Source organism: Streptomyces chryseus, from assembly GCF_014650755.1.
GTDB lineage: Bacteria > Actinomycetota > Actinomycetes > Streptomycetales > Streptomycetaceae > Streptomyces > Streptomyces chryseus.
This window is the reverse complement of record NZ_BMVO01000016.1, coordinates 14,177-32,258: the sequence shown is the minus strand read 5'-3', so window position 1 is coordinate 32,258 and position 18,082 is coordinate 14,177. Positions and strand designations below refer to the sequence as shown.

General features: G+C 72.2%; 18 protein-coding genes. 10 read left to right on the top strand and 8 right to left on the bottom strand.

Annotated features, from left to right (window positions below):
- The first annotated feature begins 8 nt into the window (after positions 1 to 8).
- From IE185_RS22235 to IE185_RS22220, 4 genes are all read left to right on the top strand, one after another.
- The gene (locus IE185_RS22235) at positions 9 to 1,445 is read left to right on the top strand and encodes a dihydrolipoamide acetyltransferase family protein (RefSeq protein WP_138896189.1); all 1,437 of its coding nucleotides are present in this window, start codon (positions 9 to 11) and stop codon (positions 1,443 to 1,445) included.
- Between the two features lie 107 nt (positions 1,446 to 1,552).
- Positions 1,553 to 2,563, top strand: coding sequence for a VOC family protein (locus IE185_RS22230; RefSeq protein ID WP_138896190.1), 1,011 nt, complete (start codon positions 1,553 to 1,555; stop codon positions 2,561 to 2,563).
- Positions 2,564 to 2,733: 170 nt separating this feature from the next.
- Positions 2,734 to 3,837, top strand: a complete 1,104-nt coding sequence (locus IE185_RS22225) for an LLM class flavin-dependent oxidoreductase (RefSeq protein ID WP_138896193.1) — start codon at positions 2,734 to 2,736, stop codon at positions 3,835 to 3,837.
- Entirely contained in the window at positions 3,834 to 4,439 is a 606-nt protein-coding gene (locus IE185_RS22220; protein ID WP_138896191.1) for an FMN reductase, read from the top strand. Before IE185_RS22225 ends, IE185_RS22220 begins: the two co-directional genes overlap by 4 nt.
- 50 nt (positions 4,440 to 4,489) lie before the next feature.
- On the opposite strand, the gene IE185_RS22215 is transcribed toward IE185_RS22220, so the two are convergent.
- Positions 4,490 to 4,909, bottom strand: coding sequence for a hypothetical protein (locus IE185_RS22215; RefSeq protein WP_138896192.1), 420 nt, complete (start codon positions 4,907 to 4,909; stop codon positions 4,490 to 4,492).
- Positions 4,910 to 5,160: 251 nt separating this feature from the next.
- Between IE185_RS22215 and IE185_RS22210 the strand changes: the two genes are divergently transcribed.
- The gene (locus tag IE185_RS22210) at positions 5,161 to 6,087 is read left to right on the top strand and encodes a hypothetical protein (protein ID WP_189715825.1); all 927 of its coding nucleotides are present in this window, start codon (positions 5,161 to 5,163) and stop codon (positions 6,085 to 6,087) included.
- A 208-nt stretch (positions 6,088 to 6,295) separates the two neighbouring features.
- Positions 6,296 to 6,514 carry a PIN-like domain-containing protein gene (locus IE185_RS22205; RefSeq protein WP_138898642.1) on the top strand — a complete coding sequence of 73 codons (219 nt, stop codon included), beginning with the start codon at positions 6,296 to 6,298 and terminating at the stop codon, positions 6,512 to 6,514.
- A 152-nt stretch (positions 6,515 to 6,666) separates the two neighbouring features.
- On the opposite strand, the gene IE185_RS22200 is transcribed toward IE185_RS22205, so the two are convergent.
- The 4 genes from IE185_RS22200 to IE185_RS22185 all read right to left on the bottom strand — a co-directional run bounded on the left by IE185_RS22200 (position 6,667) and on the right by IE185_RS22185 (position 10,551).
- Positions 6,667 to 7,533: an ABC transporter permease gene (locus tag IE185_RS22200; protein ID WP_138898643.1), complete on the bottom strand. Its 867-nt coding sequence runs from the start codon at positions 7,531 to 7,533 to the stop codon at positions 6,667 to 6,669.
- Positions 7,530 to 8,561 (bottom strand): ATP-binding cassette domain-containing protein, encoded by a 1,032-nt coding sequence (locus IE185_RS22195; protein WP_138898644.1) that lies wholly within the window; start codon positions 8,559 to 8,561, stop codon positions 7,530 to 7,532. The genes IE185_RS22200 and IE185_RS22195 overlap by 4 nt, the downstream gene beginning before the upstream one ends.
- A gap of 102 nt (positions 8,562 to 8,663) precedes the next feature.
- A complete protein-coding gene (locus tag IE185_RS22190) occupies positions 8,664 to 8,990 on the bottom strand; it encodes a hypothetical protein (protein ID WP_138898645.1) in 327 nt (108 codons plus the stop codon).
- 211 nt (positions 8,991 to 9,201) lie between these two features.
- On the bottom strand, positions 9,202 to 10,551 hold the full coding sequence (locus IE185_RS22185) for an aminotransferase-like domain-containing protein (RefSeq protein ID WP_138909428.1): 1,350 nt from the start codon (positions 10,549 to 10,551) through the stop codon (positions 9,202 to 9,204).
- A 91-nt stretch (positions 10,552 to 10,642) separates the two neighbouring features.
- Between IE185_RS22185 and IE185_RS22180 the strand changes: the two genes are divergently transcribed.
- Both IE185_RS22180 and IE185_RS22175 read left to right on the top strand, forming a co-directional pair.
- Positions 10,643 to 11,431 carry an alpha/beta fold hydrolase gene (locus IE185_RS22180; protein WP_138899478.1) on the top strand — a complete coding sequence of 263 codons (789 nt, stop codon included), beginning with the start codon at positions 10,643 to 10,645 and terminating at the stop codon, positions 11,429 to 11,431.
- A gap of 66 nt (positions 11,432 to 11,497) precedes the next feature.
- The gene (locus IE185_RS22175) at positions 11,498 to 11,758 is read left to right on the top strand and encodes a DUF2630 family protein (RefSeq protein ID WP_189715823.1); all 261 of its coding nucleotides are present in this window, start codon (positions 11,498 to 11,500) and stop codon (positions 11,756 to 11,758) included.
- Between the two features lie 375 nt (positions 11,759 to 12,133).
- Here the strand turns inward: IE185_RS22175 and IE185_RS22170 are convergent, their stop codons facing one another.
- Together IE185_RS22170 and IE185_RS22165 are read right to left on the bottom strand one after the other, a co-directional pair.
- Positions 12,134 to 12,355: a hypothetical protein gene (locus IE185_RS22170; protein ID WP_138899814.1), complete on the bottom strand. Its 222-nt coding sequence runs from the start codon at positions 12,353 to 12,355 to the stop codon at positions 12,134 to 12,136.
- 26 nt (positions 12,356 to 12,381) lie between these two features.
- On the bottom strand, positions 12,382 to 12,795 hold the full coding sequence (locus tag IE185_RS22165; protein WP_138907988.1) for an RNA-binding S4 domain-containing protein: 414 nt from the start codon (positions 12,793 to 12,795) through the stop codon (positions 12,382 to 12,384).
- Positions 12,796 to 12,995: 200 nt separating this feature from the next.
- Here IE185_RS22165 and IE185_RS22160 point away from each other — a divergent pair, with 200 nt between their 5' ends.
- Together IE185_RS22160 and IE185_RS22155 are read left to right on the top strand one after the other, a co-directional pair.
- Positions 12,996 to 14,471 carry an APC family permease gene (locus tag IE185_RS22160; protein WP_138898020.1) on the top strand — a complete coding sequence of 492 codons (1,476 nt, stop codon included), beginning with the start codon at positions 12,996 to 12,998 and terminating at the stop codon, positions 14,469 to 14,471.
- A gap of 68 nt (positions 14,472 to 14,539) precedes the next feature.
- Positions 14,540 to 15,511, top strand: a complete 972-nt coding sequence (locus IE185_RS22155; RefSeq protein ID WP_138898019.1) for a hypothetical protein — start codon at positions 14,540 to 14,542, stop codon at positions 15,509 to 15,511.
- A gap of 87 nt (positions 15,512 to 15,598) precedes the next feature.
- On the opposite strand, the gene IE185_RS22150 is transcribed toward IE185_RS22155, so the two are convergent.
- A complete protein-coding gene (locus tag IE185_RS22150) occupies positions 15,599 to 17,662 on the bottom strand; it encodes a PhoX family protein (RefSeq protein WP_138898018.1) in 2,064 nt (687 codons plus the stop codon).
- Positions 17,663 to 18,082: the final 420 nt, after the last annotated feature.

Genomic DNA, 18,082 nt, shown 5'->3' with positions numbered 1-18,082 from the left:
CCGTGACGATGACTGAGACATCCGCTCCCGCCGCCGACACGGCGCGCTTCCGCGAGTTCAAGATGCCCGATGTGGGCGAGGGTCTGACCGAGGCCGAGATCCTCAAGTGGTACGTCCAGCCGGGCGACACCGTCACCGACGGCCAGGTGGTGTGCGAGGTCGAGACGGCCAAGGCCGCCGTCGAGCTGCCCATCCCGTACGACGGCGTGGTGCACGAGCTGCGCTTCGGCGAGGGCGTGACGGTCGACGTCGGCCAGGTGATCATCACGGTCGACGTGGCGCCGGGCACGGCGGTCGCCGCACCCGAGGCCCCCGCGCAGGTCCCGGTGGCGGAGCCCGAGCCCGCCCCGGAGCCCGAGGAGGCCAAGCCCGCGGCCCGACAGCCGGTGCTCGTCGGGTACGGCGTCTCCGAGGCGTCCACCAAGCGCCGCGCCCGCAAGGGGACGGCGGCTCCCGCGGCGGCGGTGGCGGCCGTGCAGACCGAGCTCAACGGCCACGGACCCGCCGCCACGCAGGCGCCCGCATCGCGCCCGCTGGCCAAGCCGCCGGTCCGCAAGCTCGCCAAGGACCTGGGCCTCGACCTGGCCGGGATCACGCCGACCGGCCCCGACGGGATCATCACCCGCGAGGACGTCCACGCGGCGGCCGCGGTCTCGGTGAGCCCGCAGCCGGTGGCCGCCCGGCCCGCCCCGGAGCTTGAGGAGGCCTTGGCGCCCGCACCGGCCGAGGCCGTCGGCGGTGCGGCCCGTGAGACCCGTACCCCCGTCAAGGGCGTACGGAAGGCGATCGCGTCGGCCATGGTGAACAGCGCGTTCACCGCGCCGCACGTCACGGAGTTCATCACCTTCGACATCACCCGCACCATGAAGCTCGTCGAAGAGCTGAAGTCCGACAAGGACATGGCGGGCCTGCGCGTGAACCCGCTCCTCCTGATCGCCAAGGCGCTCCTGGTCGCGATCAAGCGCAACCCGGACGTCAACGCGTCCTGGGACGAGGAGAACCAGGAGATCGTGCACAAGGAGTACGTGAACCTGGGCATCGCGGCGGCCACCCCGCGCGGTCTGATCGTCCCGAACATCAAGGACGCCCAGGCCAAGACGCTGCCGCAGCTCGCGGAGGCGCTGGGCGAGCTGGTGACGACGGCCCGCGAGGGCAGGACGTCGCCGGCGGCGATGCAGGGCGGCACGGTGACCATCACCAACGTCGGCGTCTTCGGAGTCGACACCGGTACGCCGATCCTCAACCCGGGCGAGTCCGCGATCCTCGCGGTCGGGGCGATCAAGCTCCAGCCGTGGGTGCACAAGGGCAAGGTCAAGCCCCGCCAGGTCACCACGCTCGCGCTCTCCTTCGACCACCGCCTGGTCGACGGCGAGCTCGGCTCCCGGGTGCTGGCCGACGTGGCGGCGATCCTGGAACAGCCGAAGCGCCTGATCACCTGGGCCTGAGGGGTGTTCTTCCCGGGGCCCGGGTGCCGCCGTCGGCGGCACCCGGGCCCCGGGCGCTTGTCATAACTCACTGGCCCGGCCGTCACCCGGCAGGGACAGTGAGGACCATGACGTCTCTCGTACATCACGTGACCATCGACTGCGCCGACGCCTACAAGCTCGCCGGCTTCTGGGCCGACGTTCTCGGCGTCTCCGTATCCGACGACGACCAGCCCGGTGACCCCGAGGCGCTCGTCGAGACCCCCGGTGGCGCTGCTCTGCTCTTCATCGCGGTGCCCGAGGCCAAGAGCATCAAGAACCGCCTCCACCTCGATCTGATGCCGGACGACCGCACCCGCGACGAGGAGGTCGAGCGGCTGCTCGCCCTCGGCGCCACTCTGGTCGCCGACCACCGCAGGCCCAACGGGCGGGGCTGGGCGACGATGGCCGATCCCGAGGGCAACGAGTTCTGTGTGGAGTGCGGAGCCGCCGAGCGCGCGGCGCTGAGCGGGACCCGGCTGCCCGTCACCGCGGACGACGTGACCACCGCCGTACGCCTGGCGGTCGACGCGCTCGGCGCGTTCCCGGCCGACGACTGGACGACCCCGGCCGGATCCCTGGACTGGACCTGCTGGGAGACGGTCGAGCACATGAGCGACGACCTTTTCTCGTACGCGGTCCGGATGGGCCCGCGCGAGCCGTCGCTCGACGGCGGGGTGCCCTACCGGGTGTCCTCCGCACGCGCGGGTGGCCCGGCGAGCGCGATCTTCGCAGCCCGCGAGGCCGGCCCCTGCGGACTGCTCCGGACGCTGGAGGCGAGCGGCGCTCTGCTGGCGGCGATGGTTCGCGCGGCCTCCCCCGACCTGCGCTGCCACCACGCGTACGGGATCTCCGACCCGGAGGGCTTCGCCGCGATGGGCGTCGTGGAGACGCTCGTACACACCCATGACGTCGCCCAAGGGCTGTCCCGGTCGTGGACGCCACCGGCGGACCTGTGCGACCGGGCCCTGGCCCGGCTCTTCCCCGAGGCCCCCGCCGACGAAGACCGGTGGGCGGTCCTGCTGTGGGCCACCGGCCGCGCCGAGCTGCCGGGCCGCGACCGGGTCGCCCAGTGGAAGTGGCACAGCGCGCCGCTGTAGTGGCGGCGGGTGCCGCAGTAGCGGCGGCCGGTGGGAGAGCCGCCGGCCGCCGGGTGCGCCTGCCGGTCGCAGCCGTACGCATCGGCGTGGAATATCCCGGCGCATCGCACCGTTGGCGTGGTTGTTAAAGCTTCAACGACAGCCGCAGGACCGCCTCGGAGGTGAGCGCGTTGCAGTTCGGGATCTTCAGCGTCGGAGATGTGACGACCGACCCGACCACCGGCAGGACGCCGACGGAGCACGAGCGCATCAAGGCCATGACGGCCATCGCGCTCAAGGCCGAGGAGGTCGGCCTCGACGTCTTCGCGACCGGCGAGCACCACAACCGGCCGTTCGTCCCCTCCTCGCCCACCACCATGCTCGGCTGGATCGCCGCCCGCACCGAGAAGATCATCCTGTCCACGTCCACCACGCTGATCACCACCAACGACCCGGTGAAGATCGCCGAGGACTACGCGATGCTCCAGCACCTGGCAGACGGCCGGGTGGACCTGATGATGGGGCGCGGCAACACCGGACCGGTGTACCCCTGGTTCGGCCAGGACATCCGCCAGGGCATCCCGCTCGCCGTCGAGAACTACGCCCTGCTGCACCGGCTGTGGCGCGAGGACGTCGTGGACTGGGAGGGCAAGTTCCGTACGGCCCTCCAGGGCTTCACCTCGACCCCCCGCCCGCTGGACGGCGTGCCGCCGTTCGTCTGGCACGGCTCCATCCGCAGCCCGGAGATCGCCGAGCAGGCGGCGTACTACGGCGACGGCTTCTTCGCCAACAACATCTTCTGGCCCAAGGACCACTTCCGCCGGCTGATCAACCTCTACCGCGAGCGCTACGCCCACTACGGCCACGGCACCCCGGACCAGGCGGTCGTCGGGCTCGGCGGGCAGGTGTTCATGCGGAAGAACTCGCAGGACGCGGTGCGCGAGTTCCGTCCGTACTTCGACAACGCGCCGGTGTACGGGCACGGCCCGTCCCTGGAGGAGTTCACGGAGCAGACCCCCCTGACCGTCGGCTCGCCGCAGGAGGTCATCGAGAAGACCCTCACCTTCCGTGAGAGCTTCGGCGACTACCAGCGCCAGCTCTTCCTGATGGACCACGCCGGACTCCCCCTCAAGACCGTGCTGGAACAGCTCGACCTGCTCGGCGAGGAAGTCGTCCCGGTCCTTCGCGAGGAGTTCGCCAAGAACCGCCCGGCCCAGGTGCCGGACGGCCCCACCCACGCGGCGCGCGTCGCCGCCGCGCTCGCCCAGGGCAACCAGGAAGAGGTGACGGCATGAAGCTCGTGGTCGTCTCGGCGGGCCTGAGCGTGCCCTCCTCCACCCGGCTCCTCGCGGACCGGCTGGCGGAGGCGACACAGCACTCCCTGAGCGGAGCCGACATCCGGGTCGTCGAGGTTCGCGAGCTGGCCACCGCCATCGCGAACCACCTGGTCACGGGCTTCCCGGCCCCGGTCCTCTCCGACGCGATCGAGGCGGTCACGGAGGCGGACGGCCTGATCGCCGTCACCCCCGTGTTCTCCGCCTCGTACAGCGGCCTGTTCAAGTCGTTCTTCGACCTGATCGACAACACCGCCCTGGTCGGCAAGCCGGTCCTGATCGCCGCGACCGGCGGCACGGCCCGCCACTCCCTGGCGCTGGAGCACGCCATGCGTCCGCTCTTCGCCTACCTGCGGGCGCTGGTCGTGCCGACGGCGGTGTACGCCGCCTCGGAGGACTGGGGCTCGGAGGGAGACGCCCGTACGGACGACCTCCCGCGCCGGATCGAGCGGGCGGGCGGTGAGCTGGCGGAGCTGATGGAGTCGCGGGCGCGGACCCGCCGGCCCGCCGACGAAGCGGTGGTGCCGTTCGCGCAGCAGCTGGCGGCGCTGCGGACCGGCTGACCGGTTCACGTGACGGCCAGGCCGGGACCCGGCCGTGGTCCTGAAGGCCGTCACGCTCCATTCGGCGTCGCGCCGGACTGTCGTCGGCGTCGCGTCACGGCGTCGACGACGGCCGCGAAGGCGGCGGTCGCGGCGAGGCTCCCCACCATGACCAGCCCTGCACCGACTACGAAGAGGCCGCTGGAGTCGTCCGACCAGTCGTAGAAGGCCGCGGCGGTCAGGCCGAGCGGGACGCCGAGCATGGCCGCGGCGAAGTGGTGCCGGGACGCCGCCCAGTACACCGGCGCGAGCAGCGTCAGCACCAGTCCGATCACCTGCCACGCCTCGTACGGTCCGGTCGTCGTCCCGTCGGGATGCACATCGCGGTGTTGATCCCAGCCCAGCCAGGCGGCCCACGCCGCCATCGCCAGTACGGCGGGCGCAAGGGCGGCCAAGAGGTGGGCAGCGGGTTCCGGCAGTCGTTGTCGCATGGCCACAGCATTCCGTCCCACCGGGTGGCCGGGCAGGGCGCACGTACTCAGCCGTGGTGAGTACGCCGACCGAAGGCTCCGTCACCTGACGGGGCCATTTCCCTGGGCATATGCGGGAGTTGGGCGTAGTGCGGTACGGTGACCGCGTCATCACGCTTCGTGTCCGTCCGGACGCGGGGCGGTCCCCGGTGGTGCTGCGAACACCAATCCGAGGACCTTCACCTTCGAGGACGAACCAAGGAGTCCCGAGGATGCTTCGGCATGTTATCGCGCCCCTTCGGCGCTACACCAAGGCTTCGCACGACGTCGTGCAGCATCCGCGTCTGAACAGCGACGCGAAGATCTTGCTTCTGTACGTACAGGGACTCCCCGAGGGATCGACCGAGCGGCCGCTGAGCGCGCACGCGGAGCGGCTGGGGATCAAGGGCCGGGCGTACCAGAAGGTCAAGCAATCCCTCACCGCCTGCGGGTACTTGCACGAGTGGCGGCACCAGAACGAGCGCGGCCGGTGGGTGACGGACCAGCTCCTCGCCAACGTCCACCTCACCACCGAGGAGGCGGCGGCCGTCCGGGACGGCGACGTACCGAGTACGCACATGCGGACGGTCGGTGAACCGGAGCCTCAGGTGGCCGGTGACTACCCTCCGGTGGATAAGAACGAGGAGAAGAACACCCCCAACCCACCCCCCGACCCCCCGGACGACCCGGACGGCCCGGACGGCCCGGACGACCCGGAACAGGCTGTCGCCGAGGACGTGTTGCTGTCCTTGCGGCAGTCGCGCCGCGAACTGCACCTGGGGGTGAGTGAGGCCCGTACGCTGTCCGCCATCGCGGCCGACTGGTTGCGCAGAGGTATCAGCCCCGCTGACCTGCGGTACGCGCTGACCAGCACGCTGCCGCCGAACGGGGTCCGTTCCGCCGTCGGGTTCCTGCGCCACCGCCTGACGGTGAAGATGCCTCCGCAACGGGCCCTCGTACCCCGGACACCCGACAGCCCACCGCGCACGGACCGTCTGCCGAAGCCACTCATCACCTGCGAGGGGCCGGGCTCCGAGCACGTCTTCCGCCCCGTGGGCGACGAGACGCAGTGCGGCCACTGCCGCCAGGAAGCGGCCTGGAAGACCCACATCGCGAAGTACCCGCCCCTCGCTCCGGACACCGCGCTGGGCGCGAACTGAGGTCCTTCGTGCAGGCCGATGGGGAAGGATTTGGGCAACGGGGTCGGCGGAAGGGAGACGGTCGTGATCGACAGGTTCACGGACGGGCTCCTGACGCCTACGGAGACGTCGTCGTACCTGCAGATTCCGCAGTCCACGCTGGACAGCTGGCTGAGGGGCGAGATGGAGCCGGAGCAGGTGGACGCGCTGTTCCGGGCCGTGGTGCGTTTTGCCGCCCGAGTTCTTCCTCGACCGGAATCCGGGTCGGCGTCTCGCCGAAGAACTCAGGGCGCTCGGGTGGCGCGTCCACCGGATCGGTCAGGTGTTCCCCGCCGACGCGCAGGACGTCCCGGACGAGGAGTGGATCATCCACGGGCTGGCGGTTGCGCGAGGCGGCCCGGCTGCCTGCGCGGTGCGGTCCGACGGCCTCGATCGCACGTGGCCGTGATCGCTGAGCCGGGGCCGGCCGTCCGGAGGTCCTGGCTGCCACGGGACGGAGTGCCGGCGCGTACCGGCCACGCATCCGGTGCGGGTTCTGCGTGCACCCGCACCAGATCGTCGTGGTCCCGTACGCGCCGGGGGGTCACGCGCGGCCGTAGGTCACTTGCGGTTGTAGAGCCGCATCGTCACCGTGCCGAAGGCGGCCAGCAGGACCGCCGACCAGCCGAGCGACCAGGCGATGTCGGCGGCCGGCCAGTTGCCCGCCATCAGTTCGCGCACCGCCGTCGCCACGTGCGTCACCGGGCTGTTGTTCACGAACGCCTGCAGCCAGCCCGGCATCGTCCTCGGGTCGACGAAGACGTTGCTGAGGAACGTCAGCGGGAAGATCACCATCATGCTGACGCCCATCACCGACTTCTCGGTGCGCAGCAGCAGGCCGAACATCGTCCAGATCCACGAGAACGCGAACGAGAAGACCATCAGCAGCGCCACCCCGGCGAGCACGCCGAGCACGCCGCCGTGCGGGCGGTACCCGATGGCCATGCCGACGGCCAGCATCACGGCGGACGCGATCAGGTAGCGGATCACGTCGCCGAGCAGGTAGCCGACCATCGGCGCCGGACGCCAGATCGGCAGCGTGCGGAAGCGGTCGAAGACGCCCTTGGCGATGTCGGTGTTGACGGCCACGCCCGTGTACATCGTGATCATGACGATGCTCATGGTCAGGATGCCGGGCAGCAGGAACTGGATGTACTCCGAGACCGACCCGGCCAGCGCCCCGCCGAAGAGGTACGCGTACATCAGCACCATCATGATCGGGAAGGCCGTCACGTCGAAGAGCTGCTCCGGCACATGCTTGATCTTGAGCATGGCCCGCCAGCCGAACGTCAGCGACGCCGACAGCGCGCCGGGGCGCGGCGGCCGGTCCTTGCTCACGAGCAGTGCGGCCAGCTCCTCCGCCTTCGGAGCTTCGAAAGTGAGTTCGTCGGGGCCCGGGCCCTTGTCCTTGGTCGCGACGGTGCTCATGCCGGCACTCCTGTCGTGGATGCGTTGTGCGGTGCCCCGTCGCCCGGGGCGCTCCGCGCGTTCCGGTCGGTCAGCGCGAGGAAGACCTCGTCCAGGCTCGGCTGCCCCAGCGCGAAGTTGTCGACGGTGATGCCCGAGGCGGCGAGCGCGGACAGCGCCCGCGCCGCCTGTTCCGCCGCTCCGAGGTCGCTCGCGTGTCCGTTGACCGTCGCCGTCAGGGCGACGGGGTCCTGGTCCAGCTGTACGGCGACGTTCAGCGCACCGCGCAGCACCCGCTCGGCCTCCGGTCGCTGCGCCGGGTCCCGCAGCCGCAGATGCACGGAGCCGGAGCCGACCGACGCCTTGAGCTCGCCCTTCGTGCCCTCGGCGATGACCTTGCCGTGGTCGATCACGGCGATGCGCGACGCCAGGTGGTCGGCCTCGTCCAGGTACTGCGTGGTCAGCAGCACGGTCGTCCCCTGCGCCACCACCGCCCGCACGATGTCCCACACCTGGTTGCGGCTGCGCGGGTCGAGACCCGTCGTCGGCTCGTCGAGGAACAGCAGGTCGGGGGTGTTGAGGATGCTCGCGGCGATGTCGATACGGCGCCGCATGCCGCCCGAGTAGTTCTTGATCTGCCGCTCGGCCGCCTCCGCGAGCCCGAACGCCTCCAGCAGCTGGGCCGACCTGGTGCGCGCGGCCGCCTTGGAGTGGCCGAGCAGCCGCCCGAGGAGCACCAGGTTCTCCGTACCGGTCAGGTCCTCGTCGACCGACGCGTACTGCCCGGTGAGACTGACCCGGCCGCGTACCGCGTCGGCTTCCCGCACCACGTCCTTGCCGAAGACGTGCGCCGCGCCGCCGTCGGGGCGCAGCAGGGTCGCGAGCATCTTCACGGCGGTGGTCTTGCCGGCGCCGTTGGGCCCGAGGACGCCGTACACGGTGCCGGCGGGCACCGAGAGGTCGACGCCGTCGACGGCCCGGTTGTCTCCGAACACTTTGACCAGGCCCGCCGTCTCGATGGCGAGCTCCGGGCCGGGGTGTCCACTCATGTCTTCCGCCCCTCCGAGGGGTCGTCGGAACGTCTTTCCCAGTGTTGACCGCCCGGAGGGCCGGAAGTAATCGTTCTTTGGTCCTACGGCTTCAGCGCGGCCTCATTCCCGCGTGTAGAAGATGTAGAAGGTGGCGGCCGCCATCCCGGCCCCGACCGCCAGCCCGATGATCGTGGCGTCGAGAACGGTGTTGTCGGCCAGGCTGTGCAGGAAGCCCACGGCCACGCCGGTGAGCGCTCCGTACGCGGCGGCGCGCACCAGCGGGATCATCGCGCGCTGCGTGCGCCCCAGGAGGAAGCACAGGCCCGCCACGATGGCGGCGCACAGCATGCCGAAACCGAAGTTCAAGCCGGTCACGGCGCCGGCGTCACGGGCGAGGAAAGCCGCGTAGTAGCCGTACACCAGGCCCAGCACGACGGGCACGATCACCTGGCGGCGTCGTACGGCTCCGGCATGGCGCGGCCCGGCCCGCCCTGCCTGTCTTCCCGGTCCTGATGGCTCGGCCGGCCGGGGTGCCCGGCCGGGTGTCGCCGCGTGTCCAGCCATCGCGAGACTCCTTCCGCAGTGCGCACGCGCACGCGCACGCACACCCCACCCTCGCTACCAGGGCACACCCGCGCGCGGTGGTCGGCAAGTGGATCTACGCGCCGCGCGGCGGGCCCTCCCGCGCCACCCGCGCGAGCGTCTCCAGCGCGTACGACAGGACCTCGTACGGCGGTGACGCCAGGCCGATCCGCACCGCGTCCGGCGCGGTGAGCGGCGGTACGGCGAAGGCCCGGCCGGGGGTGAGCGCGACACCGCGCGCCGCCGCCGCCGCGACGAAGGTGTCCGTACGCCAGGGCGCGGGCAGCTCCCACCAGCAGAAGTACGCACGCGGGTCCGTGCGGACCCGGAACCCGTCGAGCCGGCTGCGGACGAGACGGTGGCGGGCCGCCGTGTCCTGGCGCTTGGCGGCGGCGACGGCGGCCACCGTGCCGTCCGTGATCCACCGGGTCGCGGCCTCCAGGTTGAAGCGGCCGGCGGTCCAGGCGCCCGAGCGCAGGGCGTCGGCCAGCGGGTCCCGGTGGGCCCCGGGAGCGACCAGGAAGCCGGTCGTCAGGCCGGGTGCGAGGCGCTTGGACAGGCTGTCGACGAGGACCGTGCGGGCGGGCGCGTGGGCCGCGAGCGGGGCCGGGGCCTCGGGGGCGAGGAAGGCCCACGTGGTGTCCTCCACCACCCCGATGCCCGACCGCGCGCACACCTCGGCCAGCCGCTCCCTGCGCTCCTCGCTCATCGTCACCGCTGTCGGGTTGTGCAGCGTCGGCTGGACGTACACCGCGCCGAGCGGCGCGCCGCGGTGCGCTGCGGCCAGCGCGTCGGGGCACAGGCCGTCGTCGTCCGCCGCGATCGCCACCAGCGTCACCCCGAGCCGTTCCGCGACCGCCTTGACCAGCGGGTACGTGAGCGCCTCGACGCCGAGCCTGCCCCCGGGGCGTACGAACGCGGCGATGGCCGCGGCGATCGCCTGGCGGCCGTTGCCCGCGAAGAGCACCTGCTCCCGCTCCGGTCGCCAGCCGCCCCTCGCCAGCAGCGACACGGCCGCCTCGCGCGCCGCCGGGGTGCCGTCGGCGGCGGCCGGGCGGGTGGCCGCTTCGAGTACGTCGGGGCGCAGCAGGCCGGCGAGAGACCGGGCCATGAGCTCCGACTGGCCCGCCGCCACGGGGTAGTTGAGCTGCAGGTTGATCGCGGGGCCGCCCGATGCCGCCGGCTCCTCCGCGAGCGCGTGGCCGGGCGACGGAGGCGCGGCCCGGACGAACGTGCCGCGCCCGACCTCGCCCACCGCCAGGCCCCGCCGCACCAGTTCGCCGTACACCCTGATCGCGGTGGAGTTGGCGATGCCGTGCCGGCGGGCGAAGGCGCGCTGGGTGGGCAGCCGGTCGCCGGGGCGCAGGCGGCCCGCGGCGATCTCGGCGGCGATGTGATCGGCCACCTGCCGGTAGTCCCTCGCCATGTCGGCCTCTCCCTGAACTCGGCGTCCGGTATTGCACCGAGAGCAAGGATCCTATTGCACCGAGGAGTTGGGCGCGCCTAGCGTCCTGGACATGGCACCCGCAACGCGCGCTGCAGACGTCAACGGCATCACCGTCCGCTACACCGACGAGGGCACCGGCCCGCCGCTCGTCCTCGTCCACGGACACCCCTTCGACCGCACGATGTGGGCCCCGCAGATCGGCGCCTTCGCCCCCACCCACCGGGTGATCGCCCCCGACCTGCGCGGTTACGGCCAGAGCGAGGTCGTCCCCGGTGTCACCTCGCTGTCCGTCTTCGCCGAGGACCTCGCGGGTCTGCTCGACCACCTCGGCGTCGAGCGCGCGGTGTTCGGCGGGCTCTCGATGGGCGGCCAGATCGTGATGGAGTGCTACCGCCTCTTTCCCGAGCGCGTCACCGGCCTGCTCCTGGCCGACACCTTCCCCGCCGCCGAGACGCCGGACGGGGTGCGGTCGCGCAACGCCCTCGCCGACCGGCTCCTCGCGGAGGGCCTGCGGGGGTACGCCGACGAGGTGCGGGACAAGATGGTCGCTCCGTACAACACCGAGGTGTCCGCCCTGGTGCACCGCATGATGGCCGCTGCACCCGCGTCGGGCGCGGCGGCGGCCCTGCGCGGGCGGGCGCAGCGGCCCGACTACCGCGAGCTGCTGACGCGCGTGCGGGTGCCGACGCTGGTCGTGGTGGGGCGGGACGACGCGTTCACGCCCGTCGCCGACGCGGAGGCGATGCACGCCGCGATCCCCGGCTCGGCGCTGGCGGTCGTCGAGGGGGCGGCGCACCTTCCGAACCTGGAGCGGCCCGACGCCTTCAACGCGGCGCTGCGGCGGTACCTCGCGGCCTGAGCTGCGGCGGCGGGGGAGGTGTGCTGGGGTGGGTGGAGGGCCACCGACCGACGGAGGCGAGTCGCCATGGCCGACACGGAAGACGCCAACCAGGAGATTCTCGACAACATCACCGGTCTGGTCGGCGAGGAACGCGAACTGCGCGAGCGCTCCACCCGCAAGCTGGGACTCGACAACGCGGAGCGGGCGCGGCTCAGGTCCGTGGAGATCCAGCTCGACCAGTGCTGGGACCTGCTGCGCCAGCGCCGGGCGAAGTCGGAGTTCGGCGAGGACCCGGGGAAGGCGCGGGTGCGGCCGGCGTCCGAGGTGGAGAACTACAAGAGCTGAAACTTGTCCACAGGCTGTGGACGGCGGGTCGGCACCCGCCACGGCGCCCGCTGCGCGGGGCTTTCCCCACCCCGCCCCTTCCTGAACCGGGGCTCTGTCCCGGACCCCGCCCCTCGAACGCCGGGACGGGCTGATGATCAGCCAAGAAGGCGGGGCGGTGAGCCACGAGTGCGGGCTTCGCGCCTGGCTCGCCCTCGAACGCCGGCACGGTTGACCCGGCGGGCCGGGTGTGACGGCGGGGCGCTTCTCGCGGTGGCCGGAGGAGACGCCCCGGCGCGGCACCGACCCCGAAGCCACGGAAGCCCACGCCCCCCCGCAGCAAGGCCCGCACCCGAAGCCCCCCGCGGGGATCACGCACCCGAAGGCCCCCGCCCCCTAGAACAGCGGCAACTGCCCCGGGAACGGCGGCAGCTCGTAGCCGTCCAGCGTCCGCTGGCCAGGGGCGGCCTGCGGCGCGCTCCGCTTCGAGCCGCCGCACAGCGTCAGTTCCGCGGAGGTGACCCGCACAGCGGGATCGTGGCGGACGAAGCGGCCCGCGACCACGGCGACCTCACGGCCACAGACGGGGCACGGGCGGCGTGGAGAAGTCGACGACATGCGCCCCACTCTGCCAGCAGGAACGGTCAGCCGGCCGTCGGCTTCGGCGGTCCCTGCAGGCGCTCCATCTCGCGCCGGTCACGCTTCGTCGGCCGCCCCGCCCCCCGGTCCCGCACCGCGACCGGTGCGACGAACTCGCGCGGCGGAGGCGGCGGGCTGTTGTCGACGTAGCACTCGGCCGCGGCCGGGGCCCCCACCCGCTTGCGGATGATCCGCGAGACGACGACGACCCGCTCGCGCCCCGCGTGGAACAGCCGCACCTCGTCCCCCGCCTTCAGCGCGTGCGCCGGCTTCACCCGCTCGCCGCCCACCCGCACATGGCCCGCCTTGCAGGCCGCGGCCGCCTGGGCGCGGGTCTTCGTGAGCCGTACGGACCAGATCCAGACGTCGATCCGTACGGTCCCGGTGCCAGTGCCGTGCGTCACGTCGTCCGAAGCCATGCCACCGAGGGTACGACCGTCGATCGCTCCGTGCGCGCCCTGCCCTCCGACCGCACTACTATGCGCACGATCTCCCGTCCGGAGGGGACACCTCCGGACCCGGACCACATCTCTGACTTGTCGCCACATGTCGTGCCAGACAAGGGGAACGGGGGATTCCTCTTGGCTCCGGCGCACTTCCGGAAGCAGTTGAGAACAGCATGAGCCACAACACCGGCAGGGGGCTCCAGCCCAACGCCCTCGGCACCTTCGAGACGATCGTGATGGCCGTCGCGGGCAGCGCCCCCGCCTACTCCCTCGCCGCCACCACCGCCGTCCTCGTCGGCGCTGTCGGCCTCGCCAGTCCGGCCGCGCTGCTCTACTGCGCGATACCCATGCTCGGCATCGTCCTGGCCTTCGGCCGGCTCGGCCGGATCGACGTGAACGCGGGCGCCACCTACTCCTGGGTCGGCCGCACCCTGCACCCGTTCCTCGGTTTCATCAGCGGCTGGGCGCTGGTCGTCGCCGCCACCATCTTCATGGTCGCCGGGTCGCTTCCCGCGGGTCAGATGACCCTCTCGCTGTTCGACCCGGCCCTGGCGTCGAACACCGCGCTCGCCACCGCCGCCGGCGCCGGATGGTTCCTGCTGATGCTGGCCGTCGTACTCGGCGGAGCGCGTCTGTCGGCCCGCGCCCAGCTGCTGGTCTCCGGTGTCGAGCTCGTGATCCTCGTGCTCTTCGCGGTCGGCGCACTGTTCCACCGGGGGGCGGCGACCGCCTTCGAGTGGTCCTGGCTCGGCTTCGGCCACTTCGACGGCTTCACCGGCTTCGCCGCCGGCACCCTGATCGCCGCCTTCTACTACTGGGGCTGGGACGTCACCAGCAACCTCAGCGAGGAGACCCGCGACAGCCGGCGCACGGCCGGGCTCGCCTCACTCGTCGGCGTGGGTGTCGTCTTCCTGCTGTTCGTCGTCTTCACGATCGCCGTCAACGTCATCCTGACGACCGAACAGATCTCGGCGCACGACACCAATGTCCTCGCCGTCCTCGGTGACGCGATCTGGCCGGGCGTCGGCGGCAAGCTCATGGTCCTGGCCGTGGTGCTCTCCACCATCGCCACCCTCGAAACCACCCTGATCCAGGTCACGCGCTCGCTCTTCGCGATGGGCCGCGACCGTACGATGCCGTCCGCGCTCGGCCTCGTGCACCGCCGCTGGAACACCCCGTGGGTCGCCGTCGCGGTCGTCGGCACGGTCGCGCTCGTCCTCTTCGTCGCCTCGAACGCGCTGGGCTCGACCGAGGAGATCATGTCGGACGCGCTCGCGGCGATCGGCCTCCAGACGACGCTGTACTACGGGCTCGCCGGGCTCGCCGCCGTCGTCGCGTACCGCAAGACGCTGCTCACCTCCCCCAAGGACTTCGTCCTGGGCGGCGCCTGGCCGTTCCTCGGCGCGGTGTTCATGTTCTGCGTCTTCGCCGCCTCGCTGACCGAACTCAGCGCGGCGGCCGTCGCGATCGGCCTCGGCGGTCTGGCCGCCGGTGTGATCCCGATGCTCTGGTACTGGCGGCAGGGCAGCGCGTACTACAGCCCGGCGCGGCTCGACGCCACCCGGGCCATCGAGATCGAGGCGGTGCACGTCAACTCGGGCACCGAACGCGGGGATTACGCCGACGCGGGCCTGCCGACCGACTTCTGAGCGCCGGCGGCCCGCGCGCCGTACCGATCACTGACCGACCGTTCTTCTTCTGCGCAGGAGGTGTTCCGATGGCCGCACTCCGCCGCCGCTTCTCTTCCGGTTCCGGTCCGGCCCCCGACTTCGACCCGGACTTCGGCGACCGGCCGCTGACCGCCGCCCGGCAGGACATCGTCATCGGCCGCTGGCAGGGCGTGCGTGACCTGCTCCGCGCCACCGGCGACGACTGGCCGCTGCGCACCCACCGGCTGCGGCTGCTCTCGTACGCCGCCGCGAGCAGCTCGGTGGTGGAGGCGTGGCGGGCCGCCGAACCGGACAGCCCCGACGCGGCCGTACTGCGGGCCGCCACCGAGGTCGTACGGGTCTTCAACCAGGCCATCGACGCCGGACGCGGCACCGAGGTCGACCGCACCCGCATCGACGTCGCCGTCATGGCCTGCCTGAGCGCCGCCGACGCACGGCCCGCCGACCCGATGCCGTGGGTGTCGCTGCTGACGGTGGCGCGGCTGTACGGCGACGGGGTCGGCCGGGCCGAGCTGCGCGAGTGGTGGGAGGAGCTGCGGCGCCGCGACCCGTACAACATCGAGGGCCATGTGCAACTGCTGCGCTACCACTCGGCGCGCTGGCACGGCACACACGGCCGGATGTACGACTTCGCCCGCGACGCGGCGGGAGCGGCGCCCGAGGGATCGCCGCTGCCGGTGCTGGTGCAGATCGCGCGCGTGGAGGAGTACCGGTACGTCGCCGCCGCCGCACAGGGCCGGCCGGTGCGCGGCTTCGACCAGCACTGGCACCACGAGCTGGCGGTGACGGAGGTACGCCGGACGAGGGAGCGGTGGCTGGGCGGCCGGCCGCCGGGCCCGGTGCGCCCGGAGGAGGTCGGCGAGCTCAACCACCTGGTCCACGCGGCCTGCCACGCCGGCCTGCCGGACATCGCACGAGAGGTGTTCGCCCTGCTGGAGGGACGCGCGGCGCGGGTGCCGTGGTCGTACACGGGGGACGCGTACGAGCAGTACGTGAGGTGGCGGGCGCAGACCGGGTAGGGGCGCCGCTTCGTACGGGCGGACGCCGAAGGGGCCGGACGGCCGCCGGGGCGCGGCACCGTCCAGCCCCTCGGGAGGCAGTCGTCCCTAGACGCCGATGTCGCGGCCGTCCTTGCGGTACACCGCCACCACAGACGGGCGGACGAGCTTGCCGGGGCCGTCGGGCCAGACCGACGCCGGCTTCTCGACGCTCGCGCCGTCGATCTCGCCCGGGTGCTGGACCGCGACGAGCACGCGGCGGTCCTGGATGATGGGGCCGCAGGTCTCGGCGCCCTTCGGGACCGTGAGGAACTGCTTCAGCTCGCCGCGCCGCTCACCGCGCGTCGCCACGCCGAACAGGCCGTCGTGGGAGCCGAGCTGGTTGCCGTCCGTGGACAGCCACAGGTTCCCGTGCGGGTCGAAGGCGACGTTGTCCGGGCAGGAGATCGGGCTGACCTTGTCCTTCGGGAAGCCCGCGAAGTACGTCGCCGGGTCCTCCGGGTCGCCTGCGACCAGGAACAGCCGCCAGGCGAAACCGTCCGACGCCGGGTCGTCCCAGTGCTCGGCCAGCTCCAGCACCTGGCCGTGCTTGTTGAGGTTGCGCGGGTTGGCCTCGTCCGCGCCCGCCTTGCCGGGCTTGCCCCGGTCCGTGTTGTTCGTCAGCGCGACGTACACGCGGCCCGTGCGCGGGCTCGGCTCGACGTCCTCCGGGCGGTCCATCTTGGTCGCGCCGACCTTGTCGCCCGCGAGGCGCGTGAAGACGTACACCTCTTCGGCGGTCATGCCGGGCACGTGGGAGACGTCGCCGGTGGCGAGCGGGATCCACTGGCCGCTGCCGTCGAACTCGCCGTCGTTCGGCAGCTTGCCCGTGCCGTCGATCTCGGCGGCCGGGCTGTCGCCGGTGATCTTGGCGACGTACAGCGTGCCCTCGTCGAGGAGGGTGAGGTTGTGCTCGCGGGCGGCCCGCGACGTGCCCTTCTTCATCCGCTTCGACGAGACGAACTTGTAGAAGTAGTCGAAGCGCTCGTCGTCGCCCATGTAGACGACCGGGCGGCCGTCAGCCGTCAGGCGCGGCTGCGCGGCCTCGTGCTTGAAGCGGCCGAGCGCGGTGTGCTTGCGGGGCGTAGAGTCGGGGTCGTACGGGTCCAGCTCGACGACCCAGCCCTGGCGGTGCGGCTCGTTCGGCTCCTGCTTGACGTCGAAGCGCTTGTCGAAGAGCTCCCACTTGCGCTCGGTGGCGCCGGTGGAGATGCCGTAGCGCTTGTCGGTGGCGCTGGAGCCGTTGGCGAAGTACTGGTTGAAGTTCTCCTCGCCGTGCAGCGTCGTGCCCCACGGGGTGGTGCCGCCGGCGCAGTTGTTGAGCGTGCCGAGGACCTTCGTGCCGGTCGGGTCGGCGGACGTCTTCAGCAGGTCGCTGCCGGCGGCCGGGCCGGTCAGCCGGAACTCGGACGTCGTGTGCAGGCGCCGGTTCAGGTGGTGGCGGGTGACCGGCGTGAGCTTGCCGGACTTGCGCTCCTCCTGGACGACGACGACGGACAGGCCGTGCGCGGCCCAGGCGGTCTCGACCTGCTCGCGGGTGGGCTTGGCCGGGTCGTACCCCTTGAACATCAGGATCTCGTCCGTGTACTCGTGGTTGGCGACGAGCACCTGGCGGCCGTGCTCGCCGGGCAGCGGGAGCAGGGAGAGGAAGTCGTTGTTGTAGCCGAACTGGCCGGCCTGCGCCTTGGCGGACTGCTTGTCCGGGTCGAAGGCGGGGGCGCCGCGCAGGATCGGCTCGCCCCAGCGGATCACGACGTTCTGGGCGTAGCCGGCGGGCACGGTGACGGCGTCGGTCGTGTTGGGCGCGACGGGCGCGAAGCGCAGACCGCGGGCGCCGTCGGTCCTGCCGAACGGGCCGGCCTGCGGCGTGGCGGCGCTCTCGGCGGCCTCGGCGCTCGGGGCGGCCGGGCCCGCGAGGGCCGAGGTTCCGGCGGCGGCGGCCACGGTCACCACCGCGGCGGCGCGCATCATCGACCGTCTCGACAGAGCGCCGGCTATGACGTCGCCGGCGTACTCGTTGTCGCTGGTGTTCGGGACGTCCTGGAAACAGGCGTCGCCGCAGCGGTAGCGACAGGTCAGCGCGGAGCGCCCACCCGAGTGCGGCGAGTTGAGCAGCGGCAGCAGATTGCGCACGGACCCCTCCGGAATGGCTCTACGGGATGTGGTTCGGCGCGACCTGCGCCGACAACGTGTCGGAATGTCTTCGGCCGTGACGTTAAGGGCGTACGCCCGCTCTTCGGCGGCCTTGGGGTGAACACGAGGTGAATGCGGAACGGCCGTGCGGAAGTTGGTTCGACGGGTGGCCGCGGGCTGCCCCGGGAGCCCGGCCGGTGCGCGTGGCATCCGGGAAGTGGGCGGGGTACGTGGGAGGTTGGTGGTACGCACCGGGCCGCCCGGAGGGGGCGCGTTCGGCATCCGCGCGGGCCCCCGCGAGCCGCGCGCGCCCGCAACCGGGACGGCACGGCTGACCCTCCCGAAGATCGACGGGCGGGGCCGCTAACCTTACGTGTCCGCCCTGGCCAGGGATCATCCGCCGGGTGCGGGCGTGCATCG

Coding starts and splice junctions, on each gene's coding strand:
- IE185_RS22210 (WP_189715825.1), top strand. CDS start 5,161: ATGCTTCGGCATGTTATCGCGCCCCTTCGGCGCTACACCAAGGCTTCG.
- IE185_RS22180 (WP_138899478.1), top strand. CDS start 10,643: ATGGCACCCGCAACGCGCGCTGCAGACGTCAACGGCATCACCGTCCGC.
- IE185_RS22170 (WP_138899814.1), bottom strand. CDS start 12,355: ATGTCGTCGACTTCTCCACGCCGCCCGTGCCCCGTCTGTGGCCGTGAG.
- IE185_RS22165 (WP_138907988.1), bottom strand. CDS start 12,795: ATGGCTTCGGACGACGTGACGCACGGCACTGGCACCGGGACCGTACGG.
- IE185_RS22160 (WP_138898020.1), top strand. CDS start 12,996: ATGAGCCACAACACCGGCAGGGGGCTCCAGCCCAACGCCCTCGGCACC.
- IE185_RS22155 (WP_138898019.1), top strand. CDS start 14,540: ATGGCCGCACTCCGCCGCCGCTTCTCTTCCGGTTCCGGTCCGGCCCCC.
- IE185_RS22215 (WP_138896192.1), bottom strand. CDS start 4,909: ATGCGACAACGACTGCCGGAACCCGCTGCCCACCTCTTGGCCGCCCTT.
- IE185_RS22195 (WP_138898644.1), bottom strand. CDS start 8,561: ATGAGTGGACACCCCGGCCCGGAGCTCGCCATCGAGACGGCGGGCCTG.
- IE185_RS22220 (WP_138896191.1), top strand. CDS start 3,834: ATGAAGCTCGTGGTCGTCTCGGCGGGCCTGAGCGTGCCCTCCTCCACC.
- IE185_RS22175 (WP_189715823.1), top strand. CDS start 11,498: ATGGCCGACACGGAAGACGCCAACCAGGAGATTCTCGACAACATCACC.
- IE185_RS22200 (WP_138898643.1), bottom strand. CDS start 7,533: ATGAGCACCGTCGCGACCAAGGACAAGGGCCCGGGCCCCGACGAACTC.
- IE185_RS22185 (WP_138909428.1), bottom strand. CDS start 10,551: ATGGCGAGGGACTACCGGCAGGTGGCCGATCACATCGCCGCCGAGATC.
- IE185_RS22230 (WP_138896190.1), top strand. CDS start 1,553: ATGACGTCTCTCGTACATCACGTGACCATCGACTGCGCCGACGCCTAC.
- IE185_RS22235 (WP_138896189.1), top strand. CDS start 9: ATGACTGAGACATCCGCTCCCGCCGCCGACACGGCGCGCTTCCGCGAG.